The following is a 25,438-nucleotide window of genomic DNA, read 5'->3' as shown; positions in this document are numbered from 1 at the left end:
TATTTTTAGTGTCTGCAGTTAGCGCTACAGGCTTAAACCGTCAATATTCCTCTACTGCTATGGTCATAACTGTCTGTTTCAGGCGATGGTTATGTTCAGCTACAGGCTGTTTCTAATGCTAGCTCAATCATCTGATTAAACGACAGTTGACGCTCTTCAGCAGAGGTCTCTTCGCCGGTAAGACAGTGATCAGAAACCGTTAAAATGGCCAAAGATTCTATTCCTTGTTGGTGAGCTAATCCATATAGCCCAGCCACTTCCATATCGACACCTAATACCCCAAAGCGTTCGAGAGCTGGGATCATATCTTCATCGGGATCGTAATACATGTCGCCGCTGAAGATGTTGCCGACTTTGACACTGATCTGCTTATTTTGGGCTGTTGTATAGGCTTTATGCAGTAGTGAGAATGTGGCTGAAGTAGCCATTTGATAACCGCTACTGCGTTTGGCATTGGTCGGAGAGTCAGTGCCCGCCGCTTGAGCTAATATAACATCGTGCAATTTTACATCTTTTTGAGTCGCGCCTAGACTTCCTACACGGATAATGCGTTTGACGCCAAAGTCGTTAACTAACTCATGAGCATAGAGCACCATTGAAGGAATGCCCATACCGTGGCCCATCACTGAGATACGCTGACCTTGGTAGAAGCCAGTATAACCCAGCATGTTACGTACGTTGGTGACTTCAACTGCATCGGTAAGAAAAGTCTCTGCAATATATTTAGCACGAAGTGGATCGCCTGGCATGATAATGGTTTCGGCGAAGTCGCCCTCTTGGGCATTAATGTGAGCGGTCATATATGGACTCTTTATTTCAAAAGGCTTTTTGTCATCGTTAACGATGCACGAAGGCAGTAAATTTATCCGATGGTAAGACGGTGTGACTAAACCTTTGAGGACAAAAGTCCGCATTGCAAAATAAAAGTGACTTTTACCTCACTCAAACGGGAAATAATTAGTCGGCTGAATATGAGTCTGCTTCAAGGTAGGCTTTCTGCTAATGTATTCCTTTGTTATCTGATGTAATACTTTGGTAGTATCGAATAGTGTAAGTTATTTTTCCGTTAATTAGCCTGAAATACAAGGATGTATATATGAGATTAAAGAACAAGGAGATGGGTTATGAGTAAACCGTTAGCAGATGAGATAAGTGTTGAACTGGAGTTGATATATAGTGATTTATCCTTGGTCGAGATGGTGGGAAACCAGCTTTTTCAGCATGAAAGTCTAGACAAGAATAACAAAGATGTATTCCCCGTCTTTGCTCGAATACACAAAGAGGGGGAACCCAGTTTCTTTGGGCAGTTTGTGTACCTTATTAATATGTTGGATGTCGCCATAGAGGTTACTCTCAGAAATGTGATGACCAGATATAATAATGAAATTGGCTGGGAAAAAACGGACTCATACACAATACCTGCAAATCAGAAGCTCCATTTAGGTATGACCAGTTCGGGAAACGTCGCCAATGGAGCGGGTTTTGAATATACAGTGCAGGCATCTAAAGTGTTGGAATAAGCCAAGCCTCCTCTAAGTATTCATCGCTTTGAAAGGCCAGCTTGTCGAACCAAGCTGACCTAAGGCCATTACCATTTATTACATTGCTTAATAGCCTTTGGCGCCGCAGCAGCAACAGCTGCCCCAGTAGTGCCGCCGGATTGTGCGGTAATATAAGCTGATGCTGAGCCAACGGCGGCTTTACATAATTTATCCCGCCAATTTTTTGCTAGACCTCCAGCCATACCATCACCGGATAGTGCACCATTTGCACCGAAGGCCTTTGCAGATAGATTGGCTGCCCACCCCCCACATTTAGAGGTTTTGAGCCAACCAAGATCGATACCCCAAGTTCTTTTACAGTAAACGACATAGTTTTTTTCAGGTGTCGTGTTGTACAGAGAAAAAGGCATACCAGAAAGTAGTTTAGTGCCATTTTTTCCTCCACCAATTTTCCAAATATAATGAGGTCTTCTATCATCATCACTGATATTAATGCCTTTTCTTTGTTTTTTATATTTTAACCAGCCATAGGGCTTTAAATTAAGGGCGACAATATCGCCGTACTTGAGCTGTCCAGCTCCTTTTTTTCTCTTCACTAACATATTCATCTTCTTCGAAGACGTTTTCAGAAAACCAAGGTTGGCGGCTATGGTTCTTGATTGACGTTTTAATCCTCGGTTACTGGCTAAGTTGACTAATTGATAATGATTGCCACTGAGTATGGGACGCCCCACCGTGCCGGCCTTCATGGTCCATTGAATGGCGTTGAGTTTTTTATTCATGCTCTTAGGAATGCTAAAAGCCAGCGCTTTATCCATTACTTGAGTGCTACTCTTTGTTAAATATTGCATCTTAATCATGGTCGCTTTTTGTGGCAGATTTCTATTCTCTACATAGCCGTTCGATATACCCAATAGGGGCAGGGTGATAAGCCAAGCTAACGTTAAGTATTTCATGGTGAAGCTCCTTTATTTTTTAAATAATGAATTCCATTTGTTGAACTTTGTCGCGGTGTTTTTCTATCTTCTCTCTGAGTTATTTGTTAAAGAGTCAGGATCATTGTTAGAGGAGAGGTTGATAATCATGGGACAAAATGAATCTGCTCCAACGACTGTGATTTCGAAACCATCCCACCTGTTTGTTGCTGGGTTTTTAGTGCGGGTATAAAACACGTTGTTATCAATTCTTGAGTGATACAATTTATGTTCTCGAGTATTAATATTTTTCCTGTCTCGTCGATTCCAAAGGCCGGAGGCATACCAGCCTTGTACGCCAATTGCAGAGTTTGTTGAGCTACCTTTCGCAAAGTGCAATACTGCTTGTTGTGCGACAGGCGCAAGTTCACTCCAAGGTTTTATCCTGTTTTTCTCACGTCGAGTTACCTTTTTCTTACTGCAATTATTGGGGATCTGTCCTTTAAAATCTTTAGCGTAATATCGTTTACATTTATGGCCCGTTTTGGTCCATTTATGATTAATTGGCTGTGAATAGAGTTGGACGAGTTCTGTTAGCTTCCAAACTAGTTTAGGTTTTGTTTTTCGAACCGCGGATAGCTGTGCTACGGCCCATAACATGGTATTGGCCTCAGTTATTGAAGGATGGCCATAGGTTTCACCATCTATCATTCTCGCGAGCCAACTGGCCATTTCGACTGATATTTTCTGTTCATATCCATCGGCATAACAGAGATAACCTAATTCCTCTTCGTTGGGTAATTCTAGGGAGGTGGCATTGACATTAGCTATACACAAGTTGATGGCAATAAGAAGCGATAAGAGATGAGTTCGAGTGTGGTTGGTTTGTGGTTTGATGAGTCCATTCATATGCTTGTTCTCGCTGCGTGTTACGTAGCAAACACCATATAAGGCTTCAAACAGCATGTGAAATCGTCATTTTCAATTGAATGATTAGTTAAATTAATCACCGGGAGTTTTAATCATGGGAGAAGGTGATGATTTAAGATTGAAGCTTAATCTAAGAACTTAATCGGCTTAATTAGGACTGTTTAAGGCGTAAAAATGTAGATGTTCTGTTGAGCAAGGTATTAATCACTTCTTGATAGAGATGAGTTAAGTATTGATTACTATGGTAATAGAGTACCAATGGATTAGTGACGGCTTGTGGGTAGGGAATTATTTCTATTTGGCCTAACTCTGTGATCAGGTGACGGGAGACGATAGCTTGACCGAATCCTAGTTTGACACCGTCGATCACCCCATAGATATCATCGTAATAGCAGCGCTTTAGACAGACATCGCCCAATCCTTGACTCTTAAAAAAACTGAAAGTAGTCATATCTTGGATATCATGGTCTAAAAATACCTGATTTTCATCTGTGCAATCCCTATGACGAGCGTGAACTATCTCCTCTTCTCCTATTTTTACTTTGTTGAAGTTAACCAGATCGTTGAAATGATCTAACACAATAAAATCAACTTCCCCAGTTTTTAACATGCCAGGTAATTCTCTCATTTCGCGACTGAAAAATTCCACATGGATATCCACTGAGCTATCTAATATCGGTTTAAGGGCCGGCATAATAACCGAGCGCAACACCGAACTGTAGGCTGCAATTCTAAGGGTGCCACATCCTCGTCCATTGCTATGCCCTGATATTTTAGCTAACACTTCTAATTCCATGCTGGAGATGTTACGAACATACTCTAAGAGCAACTGGCCAGATTGAGTGAGGGTGACACCACCACTTCCTCTAATGAATAGCGTGGTTTCTATCTCCTGCTCTAATTTAATTATTCTCTGGGATAGTGCGGGCTGAGTGATACACAAGACGCTGGCAGCTTTGTGGAAATTCTTTGAAATGGCGACCTGATAGAAAGCCGATAATCGGTCCTTATTTATCTTCATCACAACCCCATTAAGTGAGTATTAGAGGTGTATTTTTGCACAAGTAAAAAAGGATGAGTAGTCTATTTTTCATACCGTAAAGTGTACTCGAATAGAGCCATGATATTTTGTATCAATGAAGCGTTACACAGGGTAATGAGTGTTGTTAATGACCCATTAAAGTGAAATGTAACCTAATACTGTGACTGTAATCGGTAGGAGAACAGCATGTCATAGTGGATGGGGTAACTGTAAGTGACTGTTTAAAATTATTATTTCATAGCCGTATTTTTCAAGATAAGAAACTGGCATGCAATGACAACGAAAGATGACTTAAATTGTGTAGATTAAATGTAGATGTGGTGCTTCACTAGGTTTGTCTATTGTTCGGTATGTATATAGATAGACGATAATTAACGTTTCACTCCTGCGGCCACATCCATTTCCCGAGAGGGTATAGGGACAAGTAGTTAGATGTATTGACTGCTTGTTAAAATTTAGGTTGTGGTTAGCTTAAGACAATTCATAACAATGATGAGTCATAGCTGGTCACACTTTTTTAGAGTGAGATAGGCACAGTTATGACAAATAAGAATGACAATCAAGCGTTTTTAGATTCGCCTGAATATCTTAAGCTACAGGAACAGCTGGCACTGTATGAGGACTTAAGAAAAAATGGTGTCCCTGAAAATACAGCTTTTCAACGTAGTGCGATGTCAACCCGAAGTTCTGAGCGTGCTGCAGTCAGTGATTATCAAAGATTATGTCCGATAGATCCTGATAATCCAAACTATCAACCTGGAGCGGTCACTGGTGCAGGTATGCATGAATTAGCAGAATTTCCATTTCCTGTTCTGCCACAGGATTCTGATACGACAACCGAGATTTTACGTAAGCGGTTAATCCAACTCGCTTCTGAGAATAATTGGCATGATTTTGATAGATTAAATGGTACCCCTGTTCATGGAAATGTGAACTCAGATGAGGTGGAAAATAATACTCCTTGGACAATCAGAGGAACGGCAGCATCTCGCGCAGATAGAGCACAAGAGCGAGACTTTGGTGTTGATGATGCGTGTTTACAGCGTGAAGATGATTGGCAACTATTTGATGCAAGTATTCGTTACGTTACTGCTAACTTAGGGCGGTTAGTGCTCATTGGTGGCCCAGCACTGGTATCTGGTCTCATTTTTCTACTGACGAAGTTAATTGAATTAATTTTAACCGGTGGAGATGCAAAATTTGAGATCATTGAGCCTATCACTGCAGCAGTGCCGCCTGTGCGCGTTCATGATGCAAGTGATCTATTGTTCTACCCTTATGATGTAGACGCCAATGGTCAAAGACATGATGACCCTCAGTACCCGCGTCCTTCTTGGCATGAAGATTGGGAAAGTGATGATGTGATCGCGGATTTACAAACAGCCGCTCAAACGCCCGTTTTTGACTACTTTAAGCCTTACACTCAACATCAGGATAATTTCCCCATCACCAATAGCATGTTTAGGCGTATTGCGGGTTTTGAAAATGATGATCTTGATGGTGCGATGAATGAAGGTCGATTGTTTATTACCGATTTTCATGAGTTTAATGATGAAGTTTTAGCTCAGTTCCAACCAGGCCGGTCTGATTCAGACGTTCCAGGCTCAGGTGGGCGTCTCTATGCTTCTATCGCATTGTTTGCTGTCGCTCAAAATAGTGACAAGCTTAAAATTATTGCGATACAACCGACACAAAGAGCACCAGCGCATGATTTTGAATGGTTCTGGTGGTACACCTTTGGCTTGGGTAATCATGCTAATCCGCCTTCGAAAATCATCACTCCGGCAGACAGCGAGTGGACATGGAAAATGGCCAAAAATACATTTACGACCATGTATTCGATGTCCAATGTTGTCGACCATCTCTCTACCCATGTATTTTTGTACCCAGTAGCCACGGGTTTTTATCGTAATATACCCGAGATGCATCCGCTTTCAGCGCTGCTGTTACCGCATTTGACGTCGTTAGCATTCAACAATTTCACCGGGATCTTCTTTGAAGTGGGGACTAAATTGGAAGATGAAAATGGGGATGTGATTTACGGTGATCCACATAATGGTTTGTTGACAGGTGCGGTAAGGTTGATCTCCGGTTACAGCAGTAAATCATTTTTAGATGGCACAGTGAGACGTTCGAAACATTATCACTTTGTTGAGCATGGTCAGCCGGTGAATCGCGCAGAAACACCTGCATTTAATGCCATTGGTGACTTTCCACATCATGATGATAATACCGAAACTTGGGGCGCTATCCATCAATGGGTACAAGATTACATAGGTCTTTATTATAGTAATAACGCTGATGTTATAGATGACTATGAGCTACAAGCATTTTTAACCGATGTTGCTGGCGCAGGTGTGAATGGTTTCCCTCATTCAGCCTCTTCAGTAGACGAGTTGGTTACGACATTAACTCACTTTATTTATTGGATGAGTGTCAATCATGCTTTGGGTAACTTCTCCGCATTCCAGCCTTTAGGTGCTTTGGGTTATTACTCCTCTTTACCGCTGGATCCTAATCATGGCCGCAGTAAATATGATTGGCTTGGTGCTTGTCCACGCTTAAACGTGGGTATGGCGCTATTTGAATTTACTCGTCTGTTTGTCGACCTGCCTACACCTTGGCATCGTTCTTTAGGTAAATATCCGCAAGGGAACTTTATGCATGATCCGCGTGTGTATCCTCACTTACATCGTTTTCAAGATCGAATCCAAGAGATTGATGATGGACTAAGAGAGAAAAATGATAACCGACGCTGGGCCTATGATCTTAGGTATCCTTCCACAATGACGGTGAGTCCTTGGAACTAATACAGAGGAGATAAAAATGTCAGAAAATACTATAAACCGTAGAAATGCGATGAAGTTGGTGGGTAATGTGACAGCAGCCGGTATTGTCTTGTCCTCCACAAGTGTGAGGGCAACTTCAGCTTTGCTATCCAAGGATGCTGATACAGCCTCGCTTACACCTGAAGAGTATATCGTTAAGGTTTTATCACGGAAATTTGCGAATAATAAGCAAGTTACACTTGCTGAAATAAGACTATTCTCACAGGGCTATATTCAGCATCAAGGTAAGCACTTTGACCCAAAAGAGAGTTTGAAGTCTCCTTTAGAAGAGTTGACCTTGATGAGGGAGTTTGTGGTGAGTGTGAAATATAGAGCTGTATAGTTCCCAAAGAAATTAAGCTGTTTAATGGCTTTAAGCCAAAGGTCTCCCCCTTTGGCTTACTTTTTTTCGCTATTTGATTGTGATGTAAAGTGAAGTATTTTTGAGTTAAGCCGTTAAATAATTAAATGCTCTCTTTTATTTTTAACGCCATCCCACTCCTCGGCATCAACAGGGGCCTCTTTTACCTCTGTTATCACTGGCCAGATCTCTGTGAGCTCGGCATTGAGCTCAAGATATTGCTCCATCCCTTCAGGGAGTTCATCTTCTTGAAAGATAGCCCCTGCGGCACATTCAGGCACGCAGAGCTCACAATCAATACATACATCTGGATTGATGGCTAAAAAATTAGGCCCTTCATGGAACGCGTCAACGGGACAAACTGCTACGCAGTCTGTGTATTTACATCTAATGCAATTATCTGTGACAACAAAAGCCATATTATTCTTCGCAACTTTGATTTGATTTCTGTTAAACTTCCGCCCGAAAGTCTAACTCGCAGTGCCGGGATCATACGGATCCAATCACGAATTTCAATGTTTTTCGATATCATCAAATACGACAGAATTGACCTGATAAACATATGAAAACCGTCTGCTCAGTATACCGCACCACTTTGACGTTTATTTTTACTATAACCAAGTAACATAAATCTGGAAAAACCATGATACGCCTCTCTAATATTAAACTCGACCTAGATCACGCTCCCGAAGAGCTGACTCAAGCTATCTTAACCATGCTTAACATCTCGGCTGATGAGCTGATCGAGACCGTGGTGTTTCGTCGTGGTATCGATGCCCGTAGTAAAAACCAAATCTTCCTACTCTATACTCTCGACGTGACGACATCAAAAGATGAAGCCTTGCTTGAGCAGTTTGCTGATAATCAATCGATTAAAGCAACGCCGGATATGAGCTATAAGTTTGTGGCTCAGGCACCCAAAGATTTAGGCGAGCGACCTGTCGTTGTTGGTTTCGGTCCATGTGGTATTTTTGCCGGTTTAGTGTTAGCTCAGATGGGCTACAAGCCTATTATTCTTGAGCGTGGTAAAGAGGTGCGTGAGCGAACTAAAGATACCTTCGGTTTTTGGCGTACCAAGAAGTTAAACACTGAATCAAATGTGCAATTTGGTGAAGGCGGCGCGGGGACTTTCTCTGACGGTAAACTTTGGACTCAGATTAAAGATAAGAAACATTATGGCCGTAAAGTGCTTAATGAGTTTGTAGCGGCAGGTGCACCTGAAGAGATCTTATATGTGAGCAAGCCTCATATCGGCACGTTTAAGCTGGTTAGCATGGTCGAGAAGATGCGCGCTAAGATTATCGAGTTGGGTGGTGAGATCCGTTTCAGTGCTCGAGTAGACGATCTGCATATCGAAAATGGCCAAATACTCGGATTAACCTTAGCTGATGGCACCGAAATAAAATCGAAGCATATCGCCCTAGCTATTGGGCATAGTGCGCGCGATACGTTTCAGATGATCCACGACAGAGGCGTTTATGTCGAGGCTAAACCTTTCTCTGTGGGCTTTAGAATTGAGCATAATCAGTCAGTTATAGATAAAGCTTTGTTTGGTCAGTTTGCTGGACACCCGATTTTAGGAGCGGCGGATTACAAGTTGGTTCACCACTGTAAGTCAGGTCGCTCTGTGTATAGTTTCTGTATGTGTCCAGGTGGAACCGTTGTTGCAGCGACCTCTGAGGAGTTTGCTGTTGTCACTAATGGTATGAGTCAGTATTCACGTAATGAGCGTAACGCAAACAGCGCAATTGTGGTGGGTATCGATCCAAGTGATTACCCTGATCATCCTTTGGCGGGGATTGATCTGCAGCGTCAACTTGAGAAAGCAGCCTATATACTTGGTGGTGAAAATTACGATGCACCGGCTCAGTTAGTGGGTGATTTTATGAAAGGTACCTCATCAGCTGCAATTGGTGGTGTAGAGCCATCATATAAACCAGGTGTTAAATTGACCGACATGACGAGCTTATTACCTCAATACTGCGTCGATGCAATACGCGAAGCCATTCCTGAATTTAATAAGAAGATCCGCGGTTTTGCCATGGAAGATGCAACCCTTACAGGTGTTGAAACCCGGACATCATCACCGGTCAGCATTAAGCGTGGCGATGATTACCAGAGTATCAATACCAAAGGTTTCTACCCATCGGGAGAGGGTGCTGGTTACGCAGGTGGCATTATGTCTTCAGCCATTGATGGGATTAAAGTCGCTGAAGCGATGGCGTTAAGCATGAACGAACAAGTTAAATAATCCCTATTGATTGTTCAGTACAGATAGGGCCTTTTGGGGCCCTTTTTATATCTATAATACCGATGTTAACTTTCTTGAAGGACATGGGTATAAATTCACTCTAGCTATTAACCGATAGCGTTTACTTTTGTCAAAAGTTGCCATATGCGCCTCGATAAATTTCTATGTAAAAGTACTGAGTTAACTCGTGGCGAGGCTACCGCTTTGATCCTCGCCGGAAACGTGCAGGTTAATGGAGAGTGTGTGAATAGTGCTTCGGCTCAGGTTCATGAAAATAACCATATTTCCTTAGATGGACAGCAACTTACTGCGCGCGCTTCTCGCTATATTATGTTGCATAAACCTGTCGATACATTGAGCTCAAATGTCGATGGCGATCACCCGAGTGTGTTTAATTGTATAGAACTGGATAACACCAGTGAGTTGCACATTGCTGGACGTTTAGATGCTGACACCACTGGTTTACTCTTGATAACTGATGATGGTCGCTGGTCGTTTAATGTGTTTAATCCTAAATACCGCTGTGAAAAGGTCTATCGGGTACGCTTACGTGATTCCATTGAAGGCGATATAGCAGGAGAAATATCAACGGATATTCGCAATCGCTTCGAACAGGGACTTCAACTACAGGGGGAGGAAGCGCTCACTCTGCCTGCAAAACTTGAGTTTATTTCATCTAATGAAGTATTACTGACGATTACTGAAGGGCGCTATCATCAAGTGAAACGGATGTTTGCTTGTATAGGAAATCGAGTCAATGGTCTGCATCGCGAAAGTGTTGGTGAGATTAAGCTCGATGTAGCGGTCGGACAATGGCGCTTTCTAACCGCTGATGAAGTTGATTCCATTCCGCAATATAGCTAGCTTTTATCATGAGTTGAAAGTAAAAAGGGCATTAACAACAGCCTCTTATTCTTAAACTATTCGTTTACTTTCACATCGTCATCCACTTCATAGTCATCGAGCTTAGAATTTTTTGTGATAATACACAGGTTTTAAAATGACTGTCTTGGAATGGAATATCGTTGAGATCTTGATAATCGGCTGCAATGCAACTACTACTAACAGCCAGAGCTAAAAAGGTCATGGCTAGCGGTTGTTTATGATCCATAATATGGTTTAGTCCTTCGTGAAACAACGAAAGTGAGAACAAAAAACAAGGAGTATAGATGCAGAGAGAAATAACGCGATTTAGTCAGAGACTTAGGGGGATCTTTGAGGCTGAAGCTGCGAATATTGAGCTACCAAACTTTATTCACTTTCCCAAGAACTGTTGCCAGTTAGCATCCCTCTATTTAGGTGTGTTAATCAATGCCAGATTCCCTACTGCTCATATTGAGCTAATCCATGGCTGTAACAAGTTAATGCATGAAAATCATTATTGGTTAGTCGTTAATGGCTTTAGTTATGACATCACAGCGGATCAATTTGATGGGGTAAATATGCCTCTTTACGCTGGCTTATCTAACCCTCTGATGGCTTCTTTTTCAACTCAACAATCCACAGAGTTGATGCTGGCATTTAATGAGTATAATAAGCTCGATAAAGAGAAAAAGTTAACCGTGCTAGATGAGCTGGAATATTTACTCGCACAGCCTTGCGCGCCATATTAAATACTTGTGCTGGGTATTAAATAATAGTGTAGAGCGTTTTTACACTTAACATCAAAGTGATAATAACGACGATGGCGCCGAACAGATTCTGTATCAGTGTGTTTTTGTATTGTCCTAACACTTGTGTCTTGTTGACTATCCAAAGCAAAAGAGCCGCGAGAAGCGGCAGTAATAAGCCATTGGTGATCTGTGCAAACTTAATGATCTCAATTGGCCTAAGTTGCAAAGAGGAGCAAGTAACGCCGGTGATGATCACCGTTAGCCAGATTAATCTAAACCGGAAGTCTTTTAAGTTCGCTTTCCAACCAAAACAGTGTTGACCTACAAATGCGGCGGCTAATGGTGCTGTGATAGCCGATGTTATTCCAGCTGCGAACATACCAATTCCCAGAAACAAGGTCGAGAAAGTGCCGAACAGGGGATTCAGACCTTTGGCTAGATCCAGCAGGTTTTCCACATTATCTCCCTGTATTGAGGCTGCACAGATGATGATAGCTATCGAAATCACACCGCCAAATCCTACAGAGATAAAGGTGTCTTGTTTGACGAGATTAAGTTCATTGGGGTGATGCCACACCTCTTTGACGAGTGAGGCGTGCAGAAAGAGGTTGTAAGGCACCACCGTTGTGCCTATCAGCCCAATCACCATTAATAGGTTTTGAGACGAGACTTGCGGGGTGAATAAGCCACTTAATACTTCACCTATATTAGGTTGAGTGAGTAGAGCGGTGATAAAGAATGACAGGCTCATCGCGAGCACGAGTCCAATCAACACTTTCTCAAGTAGCTTGTAGCTGCCAATGAACAGCAGCAAGGCTGATACAGTGCCGATAAACATAGGCAGAAAAGGTAAGCTATCTTGACCTAATAGGGCTGACAAACCCAGTGAGGCGCCTGATATGTTACCGGCTTCATAAGCTATATTGCCGATGACGATGGCAGAAAAGATAAGCAGAACGGTAATATTGCGTAGCCAACCTGAGGGGATCTGCTCCTTAATGACCGCAGCCAGACCCTTTTGTGTAATAAGTCCCAATCTAGCAGACATCTCTTGCAGGGTATAAGTCGCCACTATTGCCAGCAACATTACCCAGAGTAAGCCGTAGCCAAACTGAACACCTGCTAGGGTACATAATGTGATGGTACCCGGACCAATAAACGCAGCAGCAACAAAAGCGCCAGGCCCAACTCTGAATAATTGTTTCTGCATAGTTGATCTATTGTTATTGTTTTTAACAAATGTAATATTGCATAGGCAGTTCAGAATTGGAAGTGGTGACTCAGTCGTTAAATTACATTCAATCAATAGAGCGCTTATCTGAATCAAAATGCTAGCAATGAATTATATGTTCTTCTTATAAACTGTTTATAAAAAATATCATTTTTCAAATGGGTTTTTAAGCTTGGCTTCATACTCATTTAGTAAGGCTTATTATTGTCTTTTTTGTCATAAAACAACATACCGATTAATTCATTACCGCATTAAGTGATTATCGTCACATAACTGAGTGAAATTGTGTTTGTGACTTACGGATTCGGGGTGGAATGTGACCTCTTTATCGGATCTTATGTTAACAAACATTTAGAATTACGCATCCAATTTTTTAACGGTTGATGTTTGTGATGGCTGAGTTTAAAGACCAGATAAAAACAGTAACAAAAGGGCTAGATGTGCCCATAGCCGGTGAGCCTAAACAAGTGATTGAAGAGAGGTTCCATGCCTCTCATGTCGCACTTCTCGGTGAAGAGTATATCGGTTTAAAACCTACTATGATGGTTGAGATAGGTGATCTGGTCAAAAAAGGCCAACCACTTTTCGAAGATAAAAAGACACCGGGCGTCTTCTTTACTGCGCCAGCAAGTGGTGAAATCATCGCGATTAACCGTGGTGAGCGCCGCGTATTACAATCCGTTGTGATCAAGTGTCACGGTGATGAAGCGCTGGTATTTGAAGCCCACAAAGACGTGTCTCGCTTAAGTCGCGAACTGGTACAAGCAAACTTAGTCAATAGTGGTTTGTGGACAGCACTGCGTACACGTCCATTTTCACGCTTAGCTCAGCTTGATACGTCTCCTGCTGCCATTTTTGTTACTGCAATAGACACCAATCCTTTAGCTGCAGACCCGCGCATTATTATTGCTGAGCATACCGATGCCTTTGCTACTGGTATGGCGGCATTAACACGTTTGACCCAAGGTAAAGTGTATTTGTGTCAGGATAGTGGTGGCGCATTACCAGGTAATGATTTTTCACAAGTTGAAACTAAACGGTTCGCGGGCGTTCATCCGGCCGGTCTTGTGGGCACTCATATTCACTTCACCTTGCCAGTGAGTCTGGAGCGTCAAGTTTGGCACATAGGTTATCAGGACGTTATTGCCTTCGGTAAGCTATTCCAGACCGGTGAGTTATGCACTGACCGCGTTGTGTCACTGGCAGGCCCTAATGTGATTAATCCTCGTTTAATTCGTACCCAATTGGGCGCTGAGTTAAGTGAGATTGTGAATGACCAACTTAAGCCTGGCTTCTCTCGAGTGGTATCAGGTTCTGTATTGTCAGGACACACTGCAACGGGTGTGCATGATTACCTAGGTCGTTTCCACAACCAGATCTCGGCACTGACTGAAGATGCTCAGCATGAGCTTCTTTCTTGGGTGCGCGGCGGTTCTGAAAAATTCTCTATCACTCGTGCAGTGACTTCACGCTTTAAAGGTGCGAAGAAGCTGTTTGATATGACAACTCATACCGGTGGTTCTGCTCGCGCCATGATGGCTTTTGGTCAACTGGATCGCGTGATGCCACTTGATATTCTGCCAACCCTATTAGTACGTGATCTTGTGGTTCGTGACACCGATGAAGCACAACAGTTAGGCGCTTTAGAATTGGATGAGGAAGATTTAGCACTTTGTACCTTCGTCTGCCCCGGCAAATACGATTTTGGTAAAGAGCTGCGTGCTTGCCTAGATATTATTGAGAGGGAAGGGTGATGAGTTTTAACGCTAACAATAGCCCTGATCTACTGGGGTCATTAATGAATGTGCCTGGGCTTTTAAAAGTATCTATTGAGAGGAAAGCTTGATGAGTGCCAAGGATAATAAGCCTGATTTACAAGATGACTATTATGCTCCTGGTCAGGCGATGAAGGGCTATCTTAGATCCCTTGTGATTGCTAATGGTCGTAGCACTAAAGGTAAAGTGCATGTTCGTGATGCCATTGACGTGAAACGTACCATGACTATGGTGGGCTTGTGTTTATTGCCAGCAATTCTATTTGGTCTATATAACTTGGGATTACAGGCGCAAATTGCCGTTGTTTCTGGCTTATCGACACCGAATGTGTGGCAGTTAGGTTTATTCAACCTTATTTCCGGCGGCTTAACTGAACAAACCGGATTGATTGGTTTGTTCCTCTATGGTTTGAGCTTCTATTTCCCTATCTATCTTACTGCGCTGTTGGTGAGCCTGTTTTGGGAGATGGTGTTTGCTAAGGTGCGTGGTCAAGAGCTTCATGAAGGCTTCTTTGTTACCGCACTGCTATTTACTTTGATTTTGCCTGTATCAACCCCGCTTTGGATTGTTGCTATGGGTATTACCTTTGGTGTTGTGATAGCGAAAGAGCTCTTTGGCGGCATGGGATATAACTTCCTTAACCCAGCATTAGCGGGTTTGTCGTTTATCTTCTTTGCTTACCCAACCGAAGTTGCCAGCGTAGGTCAACTTGTGGCTGTCGATGGTTTCTCAGGGGCGACAACATTAGCGCAAACCGCTGCGGGCAAAATTAGCTTTGTCGATTACGCTTGGTTTGATGCGTTTAAGGATCCTAATTGGTGGAACTCTTTCTTAGGCTTTACGCCTGGTGCCATTGGTGAAACCAGTACATTAGCTCTATTGATTGGTGGTGGATTATTGCTGTTAAGCCGCTTAGCTGACTGGCGCATTGTTGCCGGTGTGATGTTAGGTATGGTGTTGACTGCCATCATGTTCAACCTGATTGGTTCGACTAAGAATGACCTGTTTGCTATGCCATGGACTTGGCATTTGGTTACCGGTGGTTTCGCGTTGGGTATGATGTTCATGGCCACCGATCCTGTGACGACCTCATACACACGTAAAGGCAAAGTAGCCTACGGTTTGTTGATCGGTTTTATGACCGTGCTTATCCGCGTGATAAATCCAAAAATGCCAGAAAGCATCATGTTAGCCATTCTATTCGCTAACTTGTGGGCACCTATTTTTGATTATCTTGTTGCGCAAGCGAACATCAAGCGGAGATTGAAACGCCATGCCCTCTAACAACAAAGTTGCACCTGCAGCAGGCATGTTGGCGATTCAGGTTGCCAACATCTGGACATCAATATTTGAATACCTTTTGTATGGTCGTTCAAATACATCGGATCAAGATAAAGTAGGGGTTAAGTAAGTATGGCCTTTAAGAAAGATACCATTGTCGGAACGATGATCTTTACCGTTACGCTCTGTTTACTGTGCTCATTTATGATCACTGGCACCGCTGAGCTGCTTAAAGAACGTAAGTTAGTCAAAAAACGCGATGAGCTTCAACGTTATGTGTTGATAGCTGCTGACGTTGATATTAGCGGTGATAAAGATTTCCGCGAAATATTCAAAACCTCGGTTATCCCTATGCTTGTGGAACTCGACACCGGTGTGGTGAGCACTGAAGGCAATGTGATGGATTTTGATGATCGCATGGCGTCCATCAATCCCGAGACCTCAATCAAACCAAAGAAAGACACCGCCAGAATTAAATCCCGAGCTAATCAAGTACGCGTATTTAAGGTTCTTGATGATAAGGGCGAGCTGGCAAGTTTAGTGGTACCTGTTTATGGCAAAGGTCTATGGTCAATGCTTTACGGCTTTGTGGCAGTAAAACCTGACATGAACACCATAGAAAACTTGGTTATTTACGAGCACGGTGAAACTCCTGGTATTGGTGATTTCCTTAATGATCCTGAGTGGACGGATAAATTCCGTGATAAGCAGATCTTTGATGAGAAAGGCAATGTGGCGATAAAAGTTGTTAAAGGTAGCGTAAAAGAGGGTGACAACCATAGTGTTGATGCCGTCAGCGGCGCAACGATGACCGGTCGTGGTGTCCAGCGCTCGATCCAGTTTTGGTTCGGCAAAGAAGGTTATCAAACCTTCTTTGACAAGTTAAAAGCTTCGGAGGTTTAAGGTGAGCACTCATACAACATCCACTCGCGATATACTGACGAGTCCTATTTTTGCCAATAATCCTGTTGCTATGCAGGTGCTTGGGGTCTGTTCGGCGTTGGCCGTCAGTAACTCAATGAAAACGGCTTTGGTGATGACCTTAGCTGTGACCTTCGTATTGGTGTTCTCTAACCTGATCATCTCCTCTATTCGTAGGCTCATCCCAAACAGCGTGCGTATTATTGCGCAGATGACCGTGATCGCATCCTTAGTGATCATTGTTGATATGGTGCTGCAAGACGTGGCTTACGAGTTGTCTCGTCAGCTGTCAGTCTTTGTCGGACTGATCATCACCAACTGTATCATCATGGGTCGAGCCGAAGCTTTTGCCATGAAGAATCCGCCACACCTAGCGGTCGTTGATGCCTTAGGCAATGCGATGGGGTATGGCGTGATCTTGCTTGGCGTTGCCTTTGTGCGTGAGCTTCTTGGTAGCGGCAGCTTGTTTGGCTATGAAGTACTACAAACCGTTGAAAACGGCGGTTGGTACCTCGCCAATGAGATGTTCAAACTCCCTCCAAGTGCGTTTTTCCTCATTGGATTAATGATCTGGTCCATTAACGTTATCCAACGTAAACGAGGTTAAGGAAGATATATGGAACATTACATTAATCTGTTTATTCAAGCAGCCTTTATCGACAACATGGCGCTGTCTTTCTTTATGGGCATGTGTACCTTTCTTGCCGTATCTAAGAAGGTGTCAACCTCCTTTGGTTTAGGTGTGGCCGTTATCGCAGTGATGATGATTGCAGTACCGATTAACCAAATCATCTACGCCAATGTACTTGCGCCTGGCGCACTGGCTTGGGCTGGATATCCTGAGCTGAATCTGAGCTACCTACAGTTGATTACTTTTATCGGTGTGATAGCTGCGCTGGTACAGATTCTGGAGATGTTTTTGGATAAGTACATCCCAAGTCTCTACGACTCATTAGGGATCTTCTTACCACTACTGACCGTAAACTGCGCCATCTTCGCCGGTGTTATTTTCATGGCTAACCGTGATTACAACTTAGGTGAGTCGGTGGTGTTTGCCGCGGGGTCTGGTTTTGGTTGGGCAATGGCCATTGTGATGCTGGCAGGCTTGCGTGAACGAATGAAGTTTCATGCGATTCCTGAAGGCTTACAAGGGATAGGCATTGTCTTTATCACGACGGGCTTGATGGCACTAGGTTTTATGGCTTTCTCAGGTATTTCTATTTAAGTCACTCTCTCTTATTGATAACTCCTGTTATAGAGAGCATGGCTTAAAGAATACGAATGATAGAAAAGGTAGATTCGATGGAAATGGCAATTGGTATCGGCATGTTCACGTTCGTTGTGAGTGTGTTGGTTATGGTGATTTTATTCGCCAAAAGTAAACTGGTCTCCACGGGAGATGTCACGATTCGCATCAATGATGACGATGAAAAAAGCATTACTACGTCGGCGGGTGATAAGTTATTAGGTGCACTTGCAAACAAGGAGATCTTTATCCCATCGGCCTGTGGTGGCGGTGGTACATGTGGTCAGTGCCGCGTTATCGTTAAATCTGGCGGTGGTGATATTTTGCCGACAGAGCGCGATCATATTACTAAGAAAGAGGCCAAAGAGGGCTGTCGTTTGGCGTGTCAGGTTGCCGTGAAAACGGACATGGAACTTGAAGTAGAGGATGAGATCTTCGGCGTGAAGAAGTGGCAATGTGAGGTTATCTCAAACGATAACAAGGCCACTTTTATTAAAGAGTTGCTACTGAAACTACCTGAAGGCGAAGATGTCAAGTTTAAAGCTGGGGGTTATATTCAGATCGAAGCGCCGGCGCATCAGGTGAACTACAGTGATTTTGATATCCCTGAAGAGTACCGTGGTGACTGGGATAAGTATGATCTGTTTAAGTTGGTCTCAAGAGTCGATGAAGATGTATTGCGTGCTTACTCAATGGCGAACTACCCAGATGAGAAAGGTCGCATCATGCTCAACGTGCGTATTGCTACGCCTCCATCGGAAGGACTGCCACCGGGCAAGATGTCATCCTATATCTTTAATTTAAAAGCGGGTGATAAGGTCACTATTTCTGGCCCATTTGGCGAGTTTTTCGTTAAAGAAACCGATGCCGAGATGATCTTTGTTGGTGGTGGTGCGGGTATGGCGCCTATGCGTTCTCATATCTTTAACCAACTTAAAGGTGAGAAGACTAAGCGTAAGATGAGCTTCTGGTACGGTGCGCGATCAACTCGTGAAGTATTCTATCAGGAAGATTTTGATAAGTTGGCTGCTGAAAATGATAACTTTGTTTGGCACGTGGCCTTGTCGGAGCCGCTTCCGGAAGATAATTGGACTGGATACACTGGCTTTATCCATAATGTGCTGTTTGAGAATTACCTTAAGAATCACAAGGCACCAGAAGATTGTGAGTTCTACATGTGTGGACCTCCGATCATGAACTCCTCCGTGATCAGCATGCTTGAAAGCTTCGGCGTGGAAGAAGAAAATATCTTGTTAGATGACTTTGGTGACTAGTCTTCAGACTAGCAACAGAAACAGAAAATGAGATAGTTAATAGGAGACGCAGCCAGATGGCTGCGTTTTTTGAATGAAATCCGAAACAGTGAGGTGTGGGATTTCGTTATCACAGTGATATGGTTAATTCTCGATAATCGAATCATCATTTTTAAGGGTTGCACGGGAGGCATCATCGGTTTTGAGCAGTTCTTCTATGTCACCGGAGTAATGATTATTTATCAACTCTACATTCTTGCTATTGGTAAATTCAAATACTGGCGCATCGGCATGCAAAGAGGGGGTCATAGCATCCTTGGTCTTAGTGATTGTATTACCTTTTATCACTAGACCGTTTACTCTGTCGGCCCATATAATTCGATTATCAAAGGTGGTGACATTGTTGTCTTCAAAACGAATGTTGCTGTCGAAATATAGAGTGTCATCAAAGGTTTTTCCCAAACGTGGAGTGATGTAGACAACCGCATGTTCTTTAGCTGAGTGAGCGCAGTTATTAAAATTATTTTGACGAATAGTGACATCGTTAACAGCCCCTGATTCATACCAGTAAAAACTTTCCCCACGAAAGAAAATACAGGACATCATGGAATAGAAGTGATTATTTTCTATTAACACTTTCTTCGGGGTTTTTAATACAATACTTCTGGCTCTATGATCGCCAATATAGCTATCGCGCAGAGTGAATGTCGGGTTCCATGTTTTGTTCTCGAGTAAATCGCCAGTCTTGAGTTGAGCGGGTAAAGGTTTTTTAAATGTCAGCTGTATATATTGCTCATTAATTGTATCAACGGCGCTCACTTCATTCACCGTACGGCGATGAACATCGGGCTGGTGAATAAACCACACTTCATCCCCTGGTACAGCAAATTGAAAACCTTGTTGTTCAAAATGTTTGAGCTCTACTCGTAGCGTATGGCTATCAAGCAAGTCATCGACAACAACATAGGTACCATGTACGTTAACACCGTCATCGAGCATGTTTTCAAAACGACTGTCTTCAATCAGTATATCGCCCTTACAGTTGGCAAAATGAGTCGCATCGGCAGTGGAGGATATAACTCGGTTACCGTTTTCTTTATCTCGCAGATAGACGCCACTTGATATTAATTTAATGTTTTCAGAGCGTTCAAATAAAAATCCCATCCCTAATGCGTGATGAACCACCACATCTTTAAAGCGTATATTTTTTGAATTGCGAACTTGAAAAGCGGGAGCATAACGGTCGTTGTGTCGATCCCCTTTTGATGTCCACCATGAGCCTACTGGTGGATAATATTTCAGTTTTTCATTAATTCGCAGCACACCATCAGTGCGTTTTTCCACTTTGCTGGGTTTACTGTGAATATCCCAGGCGCCGTGCACCACTTTCTTTTTCTCAGGCTCAAAAAACAGGGTTGAACCTAAATATTGATAATTAAAACCATCGATATTAGGGAAAAGGATTTTCTGTCCAGCCAGCTTAAAACTCATACCTGGCAAAGGTTTAACATCCAACCAGCCTTGTTTACGATTCACTGCAACTACCTCAGCTGTAAAGGTAAAAGGCGTATCCCAATCAACAGACAAGTTACTGACTGAAACTTTGTTATTACGGTAAAACTGAAAAGGGGCGACTTGACCATGAAAAACTAGCTCTGCACCATTACCTTCAATTTCAACTGAGGAGAAATCTTCTAGAGAGAAAATCACTTTTTTTACGCCATTACCGTGATTGGTTATCACCCTATAACCAGATTCTGCATAATCAGGTAAAAAAGTATATATCCCTTCTTCAAATACAATTTTTAACTCATCATCCTTTACTGCTGCCAGTGCCTTACGCACCACAGGTGTCATGTCATCTGCCGTAGGGGATAATTTGATAGTCTGTACAGCTCCACTGTCGGTAGTAAAAACGCTACAACCAATCAATAGCGCTAAGGGTAACAAAAACTTCATCATCTCTATCTCTTATCCGAGGAGGGGAATTAATTTAATAAGTAATATTTATACTACTTTATAACTAAGAAGAAAGAAACATTACATTTCATTAACCAATGAAGGTGTGGCGATATGGTAGTTTGTAAATATAATTGGCTGTTATCAAACGATTTAAGCTTAGTCAGTTATCCTGACAAAGTTAAATACCTATGGATGCTCATTGCTTAAAAAGCCTGTTTTGTGTCAAAGTCACCATTTTTTGATGCTTTGGTTAGAGGCGACTAAAGTCTAATCCCCAATAGATGAAAATTTGCACACTATAAGAGATGACAATAAATGAGTGTTGATCTCTTTATCAACGCTGATGGATAGTGAGCAAAACTCTTGGTGAACTATGGCTAAACAAATAAAGAAAAATCTAAAATTAAACCGAGTAATTGCTATTTTCCTTACTATTTTACTTAGTAGTTTACTGCTAGAAAGCGTGCCTTGGCAGTTAAATGTAGGTTTATCTAGTTTGCTTATTGCCCTCGTTGGCACCTTGAGTATCTGGGGGAGTTTTCACTGGGCAGATCGTCGAGAACATCAAGTAGAGAGTACTCAACTTCAAACCGCTGAAACTGAGCGGGTTAACAGGGCAGCTAAACAGATAAGTCTGCACACCAGTAAGATTGCGATAGGTGCGGCAGAAGTCTCTCACTTCATTGACGGACTCAATCTTTCTATTGATAAAAATGGCCAGAGTGCCAGTCAGATCTCAGTGGCTGCAGAAGAGTTAAGTGTGACGACTGGTGAGCTAAGTGACAATGCGGCGCGCATTTTACAGCAGGCGCAAGATGCTGAACGTTTCAGTGTTGAGGGGCGCGCTCAAGCTGAAGTGGGCGTTAATACAATAGAATCTTTGAGCTTGGATATTAATACCGCGGCTAGTCAAGTTCAGTCATTAAAAGAGAAAGCACAAAGTATTCAAAATATTACAGAATTGATTAATTCAGTGGCTGAGCAAACCAACTTATTGGCGCTTAATGCGGCGATCGAAGCGGCACGGGCAGGTGAGCAGGGCCGTGGTTTTGCTGTGGTTGCCGATGAGGTTCGCAATCTGGCAGGTAAAACGGCACAAGCAACCAGTGACATAGCTAAAATGCTGCTTGAGGTCAGCGATGAAACTGATCGTACTTCGGCTTTGATGGAGCAAGTCGTGAGCCGAACTTCTCAAACGGTAGATGTGATGGCAAGGCTAGATGTAAGCTTTAACCAAATCTCCTTATCGGTAGCGCAATCAGCCGACTCATTGAGCCAGATGGAGGAGGCACTCAAAGAGTCGACCAATACCACCCATGAGATCTCAGACTCTGTAGGTCAGATACGTGAATCGCTAGAAAGTACGGCTGCGCAAAGCATTAAGGTATCAGAACAAGCATTCGGCTTATCTAAGACCACAGAAGTGGTGTTCACTGAGCTGGCAAGTTTCGATACTCAGACCTTAGATCAAAGCGTACTCAAACAGGCTCAGGAGGGGGCCAAACGGTGCGGAGCACTATTGGAATTAGGATTAGATAAGGGGACGTTTAAGGAGCGAGCGCTGTTCTCTCCCCATTATCAGCCCATAGCGAACACTAAACCTGTGAAGTACAGAACCGAGTTTGATGCTTACACAGATCTCCACTTTCCAGGGATTCAGGAACCCATACTCGGCATTCACAAAGAGATAGTGTATGCGGGATGTGTGGATATGAAGGGCTATTTTCCGACCCATAACCTGTGTTTTAGTAGAAAGTTAACTGGTAGAGTCGAAATAGATGTCGTTAATAATCGTACCAAGCGGCTGTTTGATGATCCGACAGGAATTCGCTGTGGACAGCATACACAGGCTGTTTTATTGCAAACCTATAAACGAGATACAGGGGAAGTGATGCACGACCTTTCTGTCCCTATTTTCGTAAAAGGCAAACATTGGGGCGGCTTTAGAGTTGGATTTAAGGCTGTTTAAGTGCGTCGTAGCAATAGTGCTTTAGATTTCTGCAACTGAAATCTAAAGCTGCTTCTCGAATACGTTTACTTTATGCCCCATAAAACTGTCGCGACCTCGTTCCGTCATGCCTATTTTTCTGGCCAGCGCTTCTGAGCCTCTGTTGCTTAATAGAATTAGGGCGATTACATGGTCAACATCAAAGCTTGGTATTACCGCAAGTGCGGCGTTTGCTGCTTCAAAGCCTATTCCTGTTCCCCAATATTCAGGAAGGTAGCGATAACCCAGTTCAACCTCATTAAACTCCTGAACAAATGTGGGGCCACAAAATCCGATCACCTTGTTATCAGCTTTATGCTCAACTGCCCAACGACCAAATCCAAATTTTTCATAACCAGGAAAGACAAGGTCGTTTAAGATCTGTTCGGCTTGATCAACCGACGACATTGGCTCTCCTGGGATATAGGTTAATATCTCTGGAATACTATTTAATTGAAAAACTGCATGTTTATCCTCCGCGGTGAAGCGGCGTAATATGAGTCGTTCAGTTTCGGTAATAATCAAAGCTTGCTCTCCTTATTGAGGTAATCAAGCCCTCTAATTTCTGTTTATCAATACACACTATACCATTATTGAACATAATTTGGTCTGTTTAGTCCAAGCCCTTGCTCAGGCATAGCTCTAATAAAGGTTTAACGCACTCAGTTTCATGAAAATAGTTAATTTAGCATACTAAGTAATCGATAGGTAAATAGTCACGAGTTCCTTGTCATCGTTAATCTATTCCCTCATAGAGTTGAAGAATGTGCGCTAATAGACAAATTTGGTGAAATTCAACAGATAATATCCAATACCTCGCTTATGTATCATTTTAATAACCCAGCTTTGATTAATCTGAGCATACTTTGTTTTTCTGTTCAGTATTGTTTTCATTTATCTATAATATTTCGAATGATATTAATCATAGATATTGCGTTAACAGTAGGGGAATATGTAATGAAAAAATCACTCTCAAGCGCATATCTTTCACTTGCCACTGATAGTTTAGATTGGATGATAAACCGGACGATACTACACTCACTGTCCTTGAATGATGCGTCTCCGTTAGCCTTGGGTGGCCGTGAAGAGTTGATTCCTGATACGTCGATAGAAACTTTATATATCCATATTCCTTTCTGTCACACCTTGTGTCGATTTTGCTCTTTTCATAAAGTAAAATTTAGTGAGCCCTTGGCTAGGGAGTATTTTAAAGCGTTGCGGCAGGAGATCCGCGAAGTTATTGCTAAAGGTTATCGTTTTAATCGAGTTTATATTGGCGGGGGAACCACGACCATATTAGAAGATGAACTGATTAAAACCATAGAGATGATTAAAGGCCTGACTCAAATTAGAGAAGTGTCTTGTGAGAGTGATCCTATCTATTTTAAAGAGGGACATCCTGAGCTGCTTAATGGCTTAGTTGATCGTATGTCCATAGGTGTGCAGAGTTTTGATGACAAAATTTTAAAAGCCAGTGGACGTTTTGAGAAGTTTGGTTCTGGTCTGCAACAGGCGGATTATGTGAGTCGTGCTATCGACATCTTCCCGACCGTTAATTTGGATATGATGTATGGCTTTAAAGTACAGACTCCTGAATCTATTCATTGGGATCTTGCCCAGACGGTCAGGTTACATCCCGATCAAATTACCACCTATCCACTGACGATTGGCATAGGACAAAACCGTAAAAAGGCGGGTTGTCTCGCTGGACATTCACATGAGTTGTGGCCACAATTTCTAGCGGTAAAAGAGGCGCTTAGCAGTCGTTATTTGATGGATTTTCCTTGGACCTTCAGCCGTAATTTCGGCCAGCCTGTAGAGAACAAATATGTACTCGATGGTGAAGACTGTTTAGGTGTTGGTTCAGGAGCTTTTGGACGATTTGGTGAGCAGTTCAGGATTTCAAGCTTTGATATTCCAGATTATATCGAGCGGATAAAACAGCAAAAAAATGGCACTTGTTATACTAAATATATTGAAAATAGTGCACTACTGCAACATCATTTAATGATAATGATGGGCCATGGACGTCTCGATAATCAGATTTTCAGTAGCCATACGGGTAAAACTTTATGGCAAGCTTTCCCGTTAGAGATGAGTTATCTGCTTGGGGTGGGAGCCATTAAAAAGCAGGGTAAGCATTACATTACTACCGAAAAGGGACAGTTCATAGCCCTTAAGATGTTCACGGGTTTCCTCTCGGGAATGGATTATTTGAGAGAGCAAGCAAGAGAACTGCCTTTATCTTATAAAAACGTTGAGTTCGAGATGGCGTAGATTTGTTTATTTAATCGTTGATGTAAATATTGGCGAAGTAAGAGCTTAAAATGTGGCAGATTG

Annotated in this window: 24 protein-coding genes; 15 read left to right on the top strand and 9 right to left on the bottom strand. The window is 42.7% G+C overall.

Translation table 11 applies throughout. The features are described from left to right. Positions 1–95: 95 nt before the first annotated feature. Positions 96–800 carry a purine-nucleoside phosphorylase gene (gene deoD, locus HWQ47_RS19570; protein WP_269967712.1) on the bottom strand — a complete coding sequence of 235 codons (705 nt, stop codon included), beginning with the start codon at positions 798–800 and terminating at the stop codon, positions 96–98. A 324-nt stretch (positions 801–1,124) separates the two neighbouring features. Here deoD and HWQ47_RS19565 point away from each other — a divergent pair, with 324 nt between their 5' ends. Beyond that, positions 1,125–1,520 carry a hypothetical protein gene (locus HWQ47_RS19565; RefSeq protein ID WP_269967711.1) on the top strand — a complete coding sequence of 132 codons (396 nt, stop codon included), beginning with the start codon at positions 1,125–1,127 and terminating at the stop codon, positions 1,518–1,520. 68 nt (positions 1,521–1,588) lie between these two features. Here the strand turns inward: HWQ47_RS19565 and HWQ47_RS19560 are convergent, their stop codons facing one another. From HWQ47_RS19560 to HWQ47_RS19550, 3 genes are all read right to left on the bottom strand, one after another. Further along, positions 1,589–2,458, bottom strand: coding sequence for a hypothetical protein (locus tag HWQ47_RS19560; protein ID WP_269967710.1), 870 nt, complete (start codon positions 2,456–2,458; stop codon positions 1,589–1,591). A gap of 63 nt (positions 2,459–2,521) precedes the next feature. Beyond that, positions 2,522–3,325 carry a hypothetical protein gene (locus HWQ47_RS19555; protein ID WP_269967709.1) on the bottom strand — a complete coding sequence of 268 codons (804 nt, stop codon included), beginning with the start codon at positions 3,323–3,325 and terminating at the stop codon, positions 2,522–2,524. A 172-nt stretch (positions 3,326–3,497) separates the two neighbouring features. After that, the gene (locus tag HWQ47_RS19550; RefSeq protein WP_269967708.1) at positions 3,498–4,367 is read right to left on the bottom strand and encodes a LysR family transcriptional regulator; all 870 of its coding nucleotides are present in this window, start codon (positions 4,365–4,367) and stop codon (positions 3,498–3,500) included. A gap of 560 nt (positions 4,368–4,927) precedes the next feature. Between HWQ47_RS19550 and HWQ47_RS19545 the strand changes: the two genes are divergently transcribed. Continuing rightward, the gene (locus HWQ47_RS19545) at positions 4,928–7,198 is read left to right on the top strand and encodes a lipoxygenase family protein (protein ID WP_269967707.1); all 2,271 of its coding nucleotides are present in this window, start codon (positions 4,928–4,930) and stop codon (positions 7,196–7,198) included. Positions 7,199–7,214: 16 nt separating this feature from the next. Then, positions 7,215–7,559 (top strand): hypothetical protein, encoded by a 345-nt coding sequence (locus HWQ47_RS19540; RefSeq protein WP_269967706.1) that lies wholly within the window; start codon positions 7,215–7,217, stop codon positions 7,557–7,559. A 113-nt stretch (positions 7,560–7,672) separates the two neighbouring features. Here the strand turns inward: HWQ47_RS19540 and fdxA are convergent, their stop codons facing one another. Further along, the gene (fdxA, locus tag HWQ47_RS19535; protein WP_269967705.1) at positions 7,673–7,996 is read right to left on the bottom strand and encodes a ferredoxin FdxA; all 324 of its coding nucleotides are present in this window, start codon (positions 7,994–7,996) and stop codon (positions 7,673–7,675) included. Positions 7,997–8,220: 224 nt separating this feature from the next. On the opposite strand from fdxA, the gene HWQ47_RS19530 reads away from it, so the two are divergent. Both HWQ47_RS19530 and HWQ47_RS19525 read left to right on the top strand, forming a co-directional pair. Then, entirely contained in the window at positions 8,221–9,828 is a 1,608-nt protein-coding gene (locus HWQ47_RS19530) for an NAD(P)/FAD-dependent oxidoreductase (protein WP_269967704.1), read from the top strand. Positions 9,829–9,972: 144 nt separating this feature from the next. Further along, a complete protein-coding gene (locus HWQ47_RS19525) occupies positions 9,973–10,692 on the top strand; it encodes a pseudouridine synthase (protein WP_269967703.1) in 720 nt (239 codons plus the stop codon). 70 nt (positions 10,693–10,762) lie between these two features. Here HWQ47_RS19525 and HWQ47_RS19520 read toward each other — a convergent pair whose 3' ends face one another. Beyond that, on the bottom strand, positions 10,763–10,939 hold the full coding sequence (locus HWQ47_RS19520) for a hypothetical protein (RefSeq protein ID WP_269967702.1): 177 nt from the start codon (positions 10,937–10,939) through the stop codon (positions 10,763–10,765). A 58-nt stretch (positions 10,940–10,997) separates the two neighbouring features. Here HWQ47_RS19520 and HWQ47_RS19515 point away from each other — a divergent pair, with 58 nt between their 5' ends. Then, complete coding sequence (locus HWQ47_RS19515; RefSeq protein WP_269967701.1) at positions 10,998–11,441, top strand: hypothetical protein; 444 nt, start codon at positions 10,998–11,000, stop codon at positions 11,439–11,441. Between the two features lie 16 nt (positions 11,442–11,457). Here HWQ47_RS19515 and HWQ47_RS19510 read toward each other — a convergent pair whose 3' ends face one another. Continuing rightward, positions 11,458–12,651, bottom strand: coding sequence for an Nramp family divalent metal transporter (locus HWQ47_RS19510; RefSeq protein ID WP_269967700.1), 1,194 nt, complete (start codon positions 12,649–12,651; stop codon positions 11,458–11,460). A gap of 413 nt (positions 12,652–13,064) precedes the next feature. Here HWQ47_RS19510 and HWQ47_RS19505 point away from each other — a divergent pair, with 413 nt between their 5' ends. The 7 genes from HWQ47_RS19505 to nqrF all read left to right on the top strand — a co-directional run bounded on the left by HWQ47_RS19505 (position 13,065) and on the right by nqrF (position 19,170). Further along, a complete protein-coding gene (locus HWQ47_RS19505; protein WP_269967699.1) occupies positions 13,065–14,426 on the top strand; it encodes a Na(+)-translocating NADH-quinone reductase subunit A in 1,362 nt (453 codons plus the stop codon). 91 nt (positions 14,427–14,517) lie between these two features. Further along, a complete protein-coding gene (locus HWQ47_RS19500; protein WP_269967698.1) occupies positions 14,518–15,732 on the top strand; it encodes an NADH:ubiquinone reductase (Na(+)-transporting) subunit B in 1,215 nt (404 codons plus the stop codon). Continuing rightward, positions 15,722–15,859 (top strand): hypothetical protein, encoded by a 138-nt coding sequence (locus HWQ47_RS19495; protein ID WP_269967697.1) that lies wholly within the window; start codon positions 15,722–15,724, stop codon positions 15,857–15,859. The genes HWQ47_RS19500 and HWQ47_RS19495 overlap by 11 nt, the downstream gene beginning before the upstream one ends. A gap of 2 nt (positions 15,860–15,861) precedes the next feature. Continuing rightward, entirely contained in the window at positions 15,862–16,632 is a 771-nt protein-coding gene (locus HWQ47_RS19490; protein WP_269967696.1) for a Na(+)-translocating NADH-quinone reductase subunit C, read from the top strand. Between the two features lies 1 nt (position 16,633). Beyond that, complete coding sequence (locus HWQ47_RS19485) at positions 16,634–17,257, top strand: NADH:ubiquinone reductase (Na(+)-transporting) subunit D (protein WP_269967695.1); 624 nt, start codon at positions 16,634–16,636, stop codon at positions 17,255–17,257. A 9-nt stretch (positions 17,258–17,266) separates the two neighbouring features. Continuing rightward, on the top strand, positions 17,267–17,875 hold the full coding sequence (gene nqrE / locus HWQ47_RS19480) for an NADH:ubiquinone reductase (Na(+)-transporting) subunit E (RefSeq protein ID WP_269967694.1): 609 nt from the start codon (positions 17,267–17,269) through the stop codon (positions 17,873–17,875). A gap of 77 nt (positions 17,876–17,952) precedes the next feature. Then, a complete protein-coding gene (nqrF, locus tag HWQ47_RS19475; protein WP_269971798.1) occupies positions 17,953–19,170 on the top strand; it encodes an NADH:ubiquinone reductase (Na(+)-transporting) subunit F in 1,218 nt (405 codons plus the stop codon). Positions 19,171–19,293: 123 nt separating this feature from the next. Here the strand turns inward: nqrF and HWQ47_RS19470 are convergent, their stop codons facing one another. Further along, positions 19,294–21,111 carry an alpha-1,3-galactosidase-related protein gene (locus HWQ47_RS19470; RefSeq protein WP_269967693.1) on the bottom strand — a complete coding sequence of 606 codons (1,818 nt, stop codon included), beginning with the start codon at positions 21,109–21,111 and terminating at the stop codon, positions 19,294–19,296. 373 nt (positions 21,112–21,484) lie between these two features. Between HWQ47_RS19470 and HWQ47_RS19465 the strand changes: the two genes are divergently transcribed. Then, positions 21,485–23,080 carry a methyl-accepting chemotaxis protein gene (locus tag HWQ47_RS19465; protein WP_269967692.1) on the top strand — a complete coding sequence of 532 codons (1,596 nt, stop codon included), beginning with the start codon at positions 21,485–21,487 and terminating at the stop codon, positions 23,078–23,080. Positions 23,081–23,122: 42 nt separating this feature from the next. On the opposite strand, the gene HWQ47_RS19460 is transcribed toward HWQ47_RS19465, so the two are convergent. After that, a complete protein-coding gene (locus HWQ47_RS19460) occupies positions 23,123–23,623 on the bottom strand; it encodes a GNAT family N-acetyltransferase (protein WP_269967691.1) in 501 nt (166 codons plus the stop codon). 432 nt (positions 23,624–24,055) lie between these two features. Between HWQ47_RS19460 and HWQ47_RS19455 the strand changes: the two genes are divergently transcribed. After that, positions 24,056–25,375: a coproporphyrinogen III oxidase family protein gene (locus HWQ47_RS19455; RefSeq protein ID WP_269967690.1), complete on the top strand. Its 1,320-nt coding sequence runs from the start codon at positions 24,056–24,058 to the stop codon at positions 25,373–25,375. Positions 25,376–25,438: the final 63 nt, after the last annotated feature.

It is taken from the genome of Shewanella sp. MTB7 (assembly GCF_027571385.1).
Lineage (GTDB): Bacteria > Pseudomonadota > Gammaproteobacteria > Enterobacterales > Shewanellaceae > Shewanella.
This window is presented reverse-complemented; position numbering and strand designations above follow the sequence as displayed.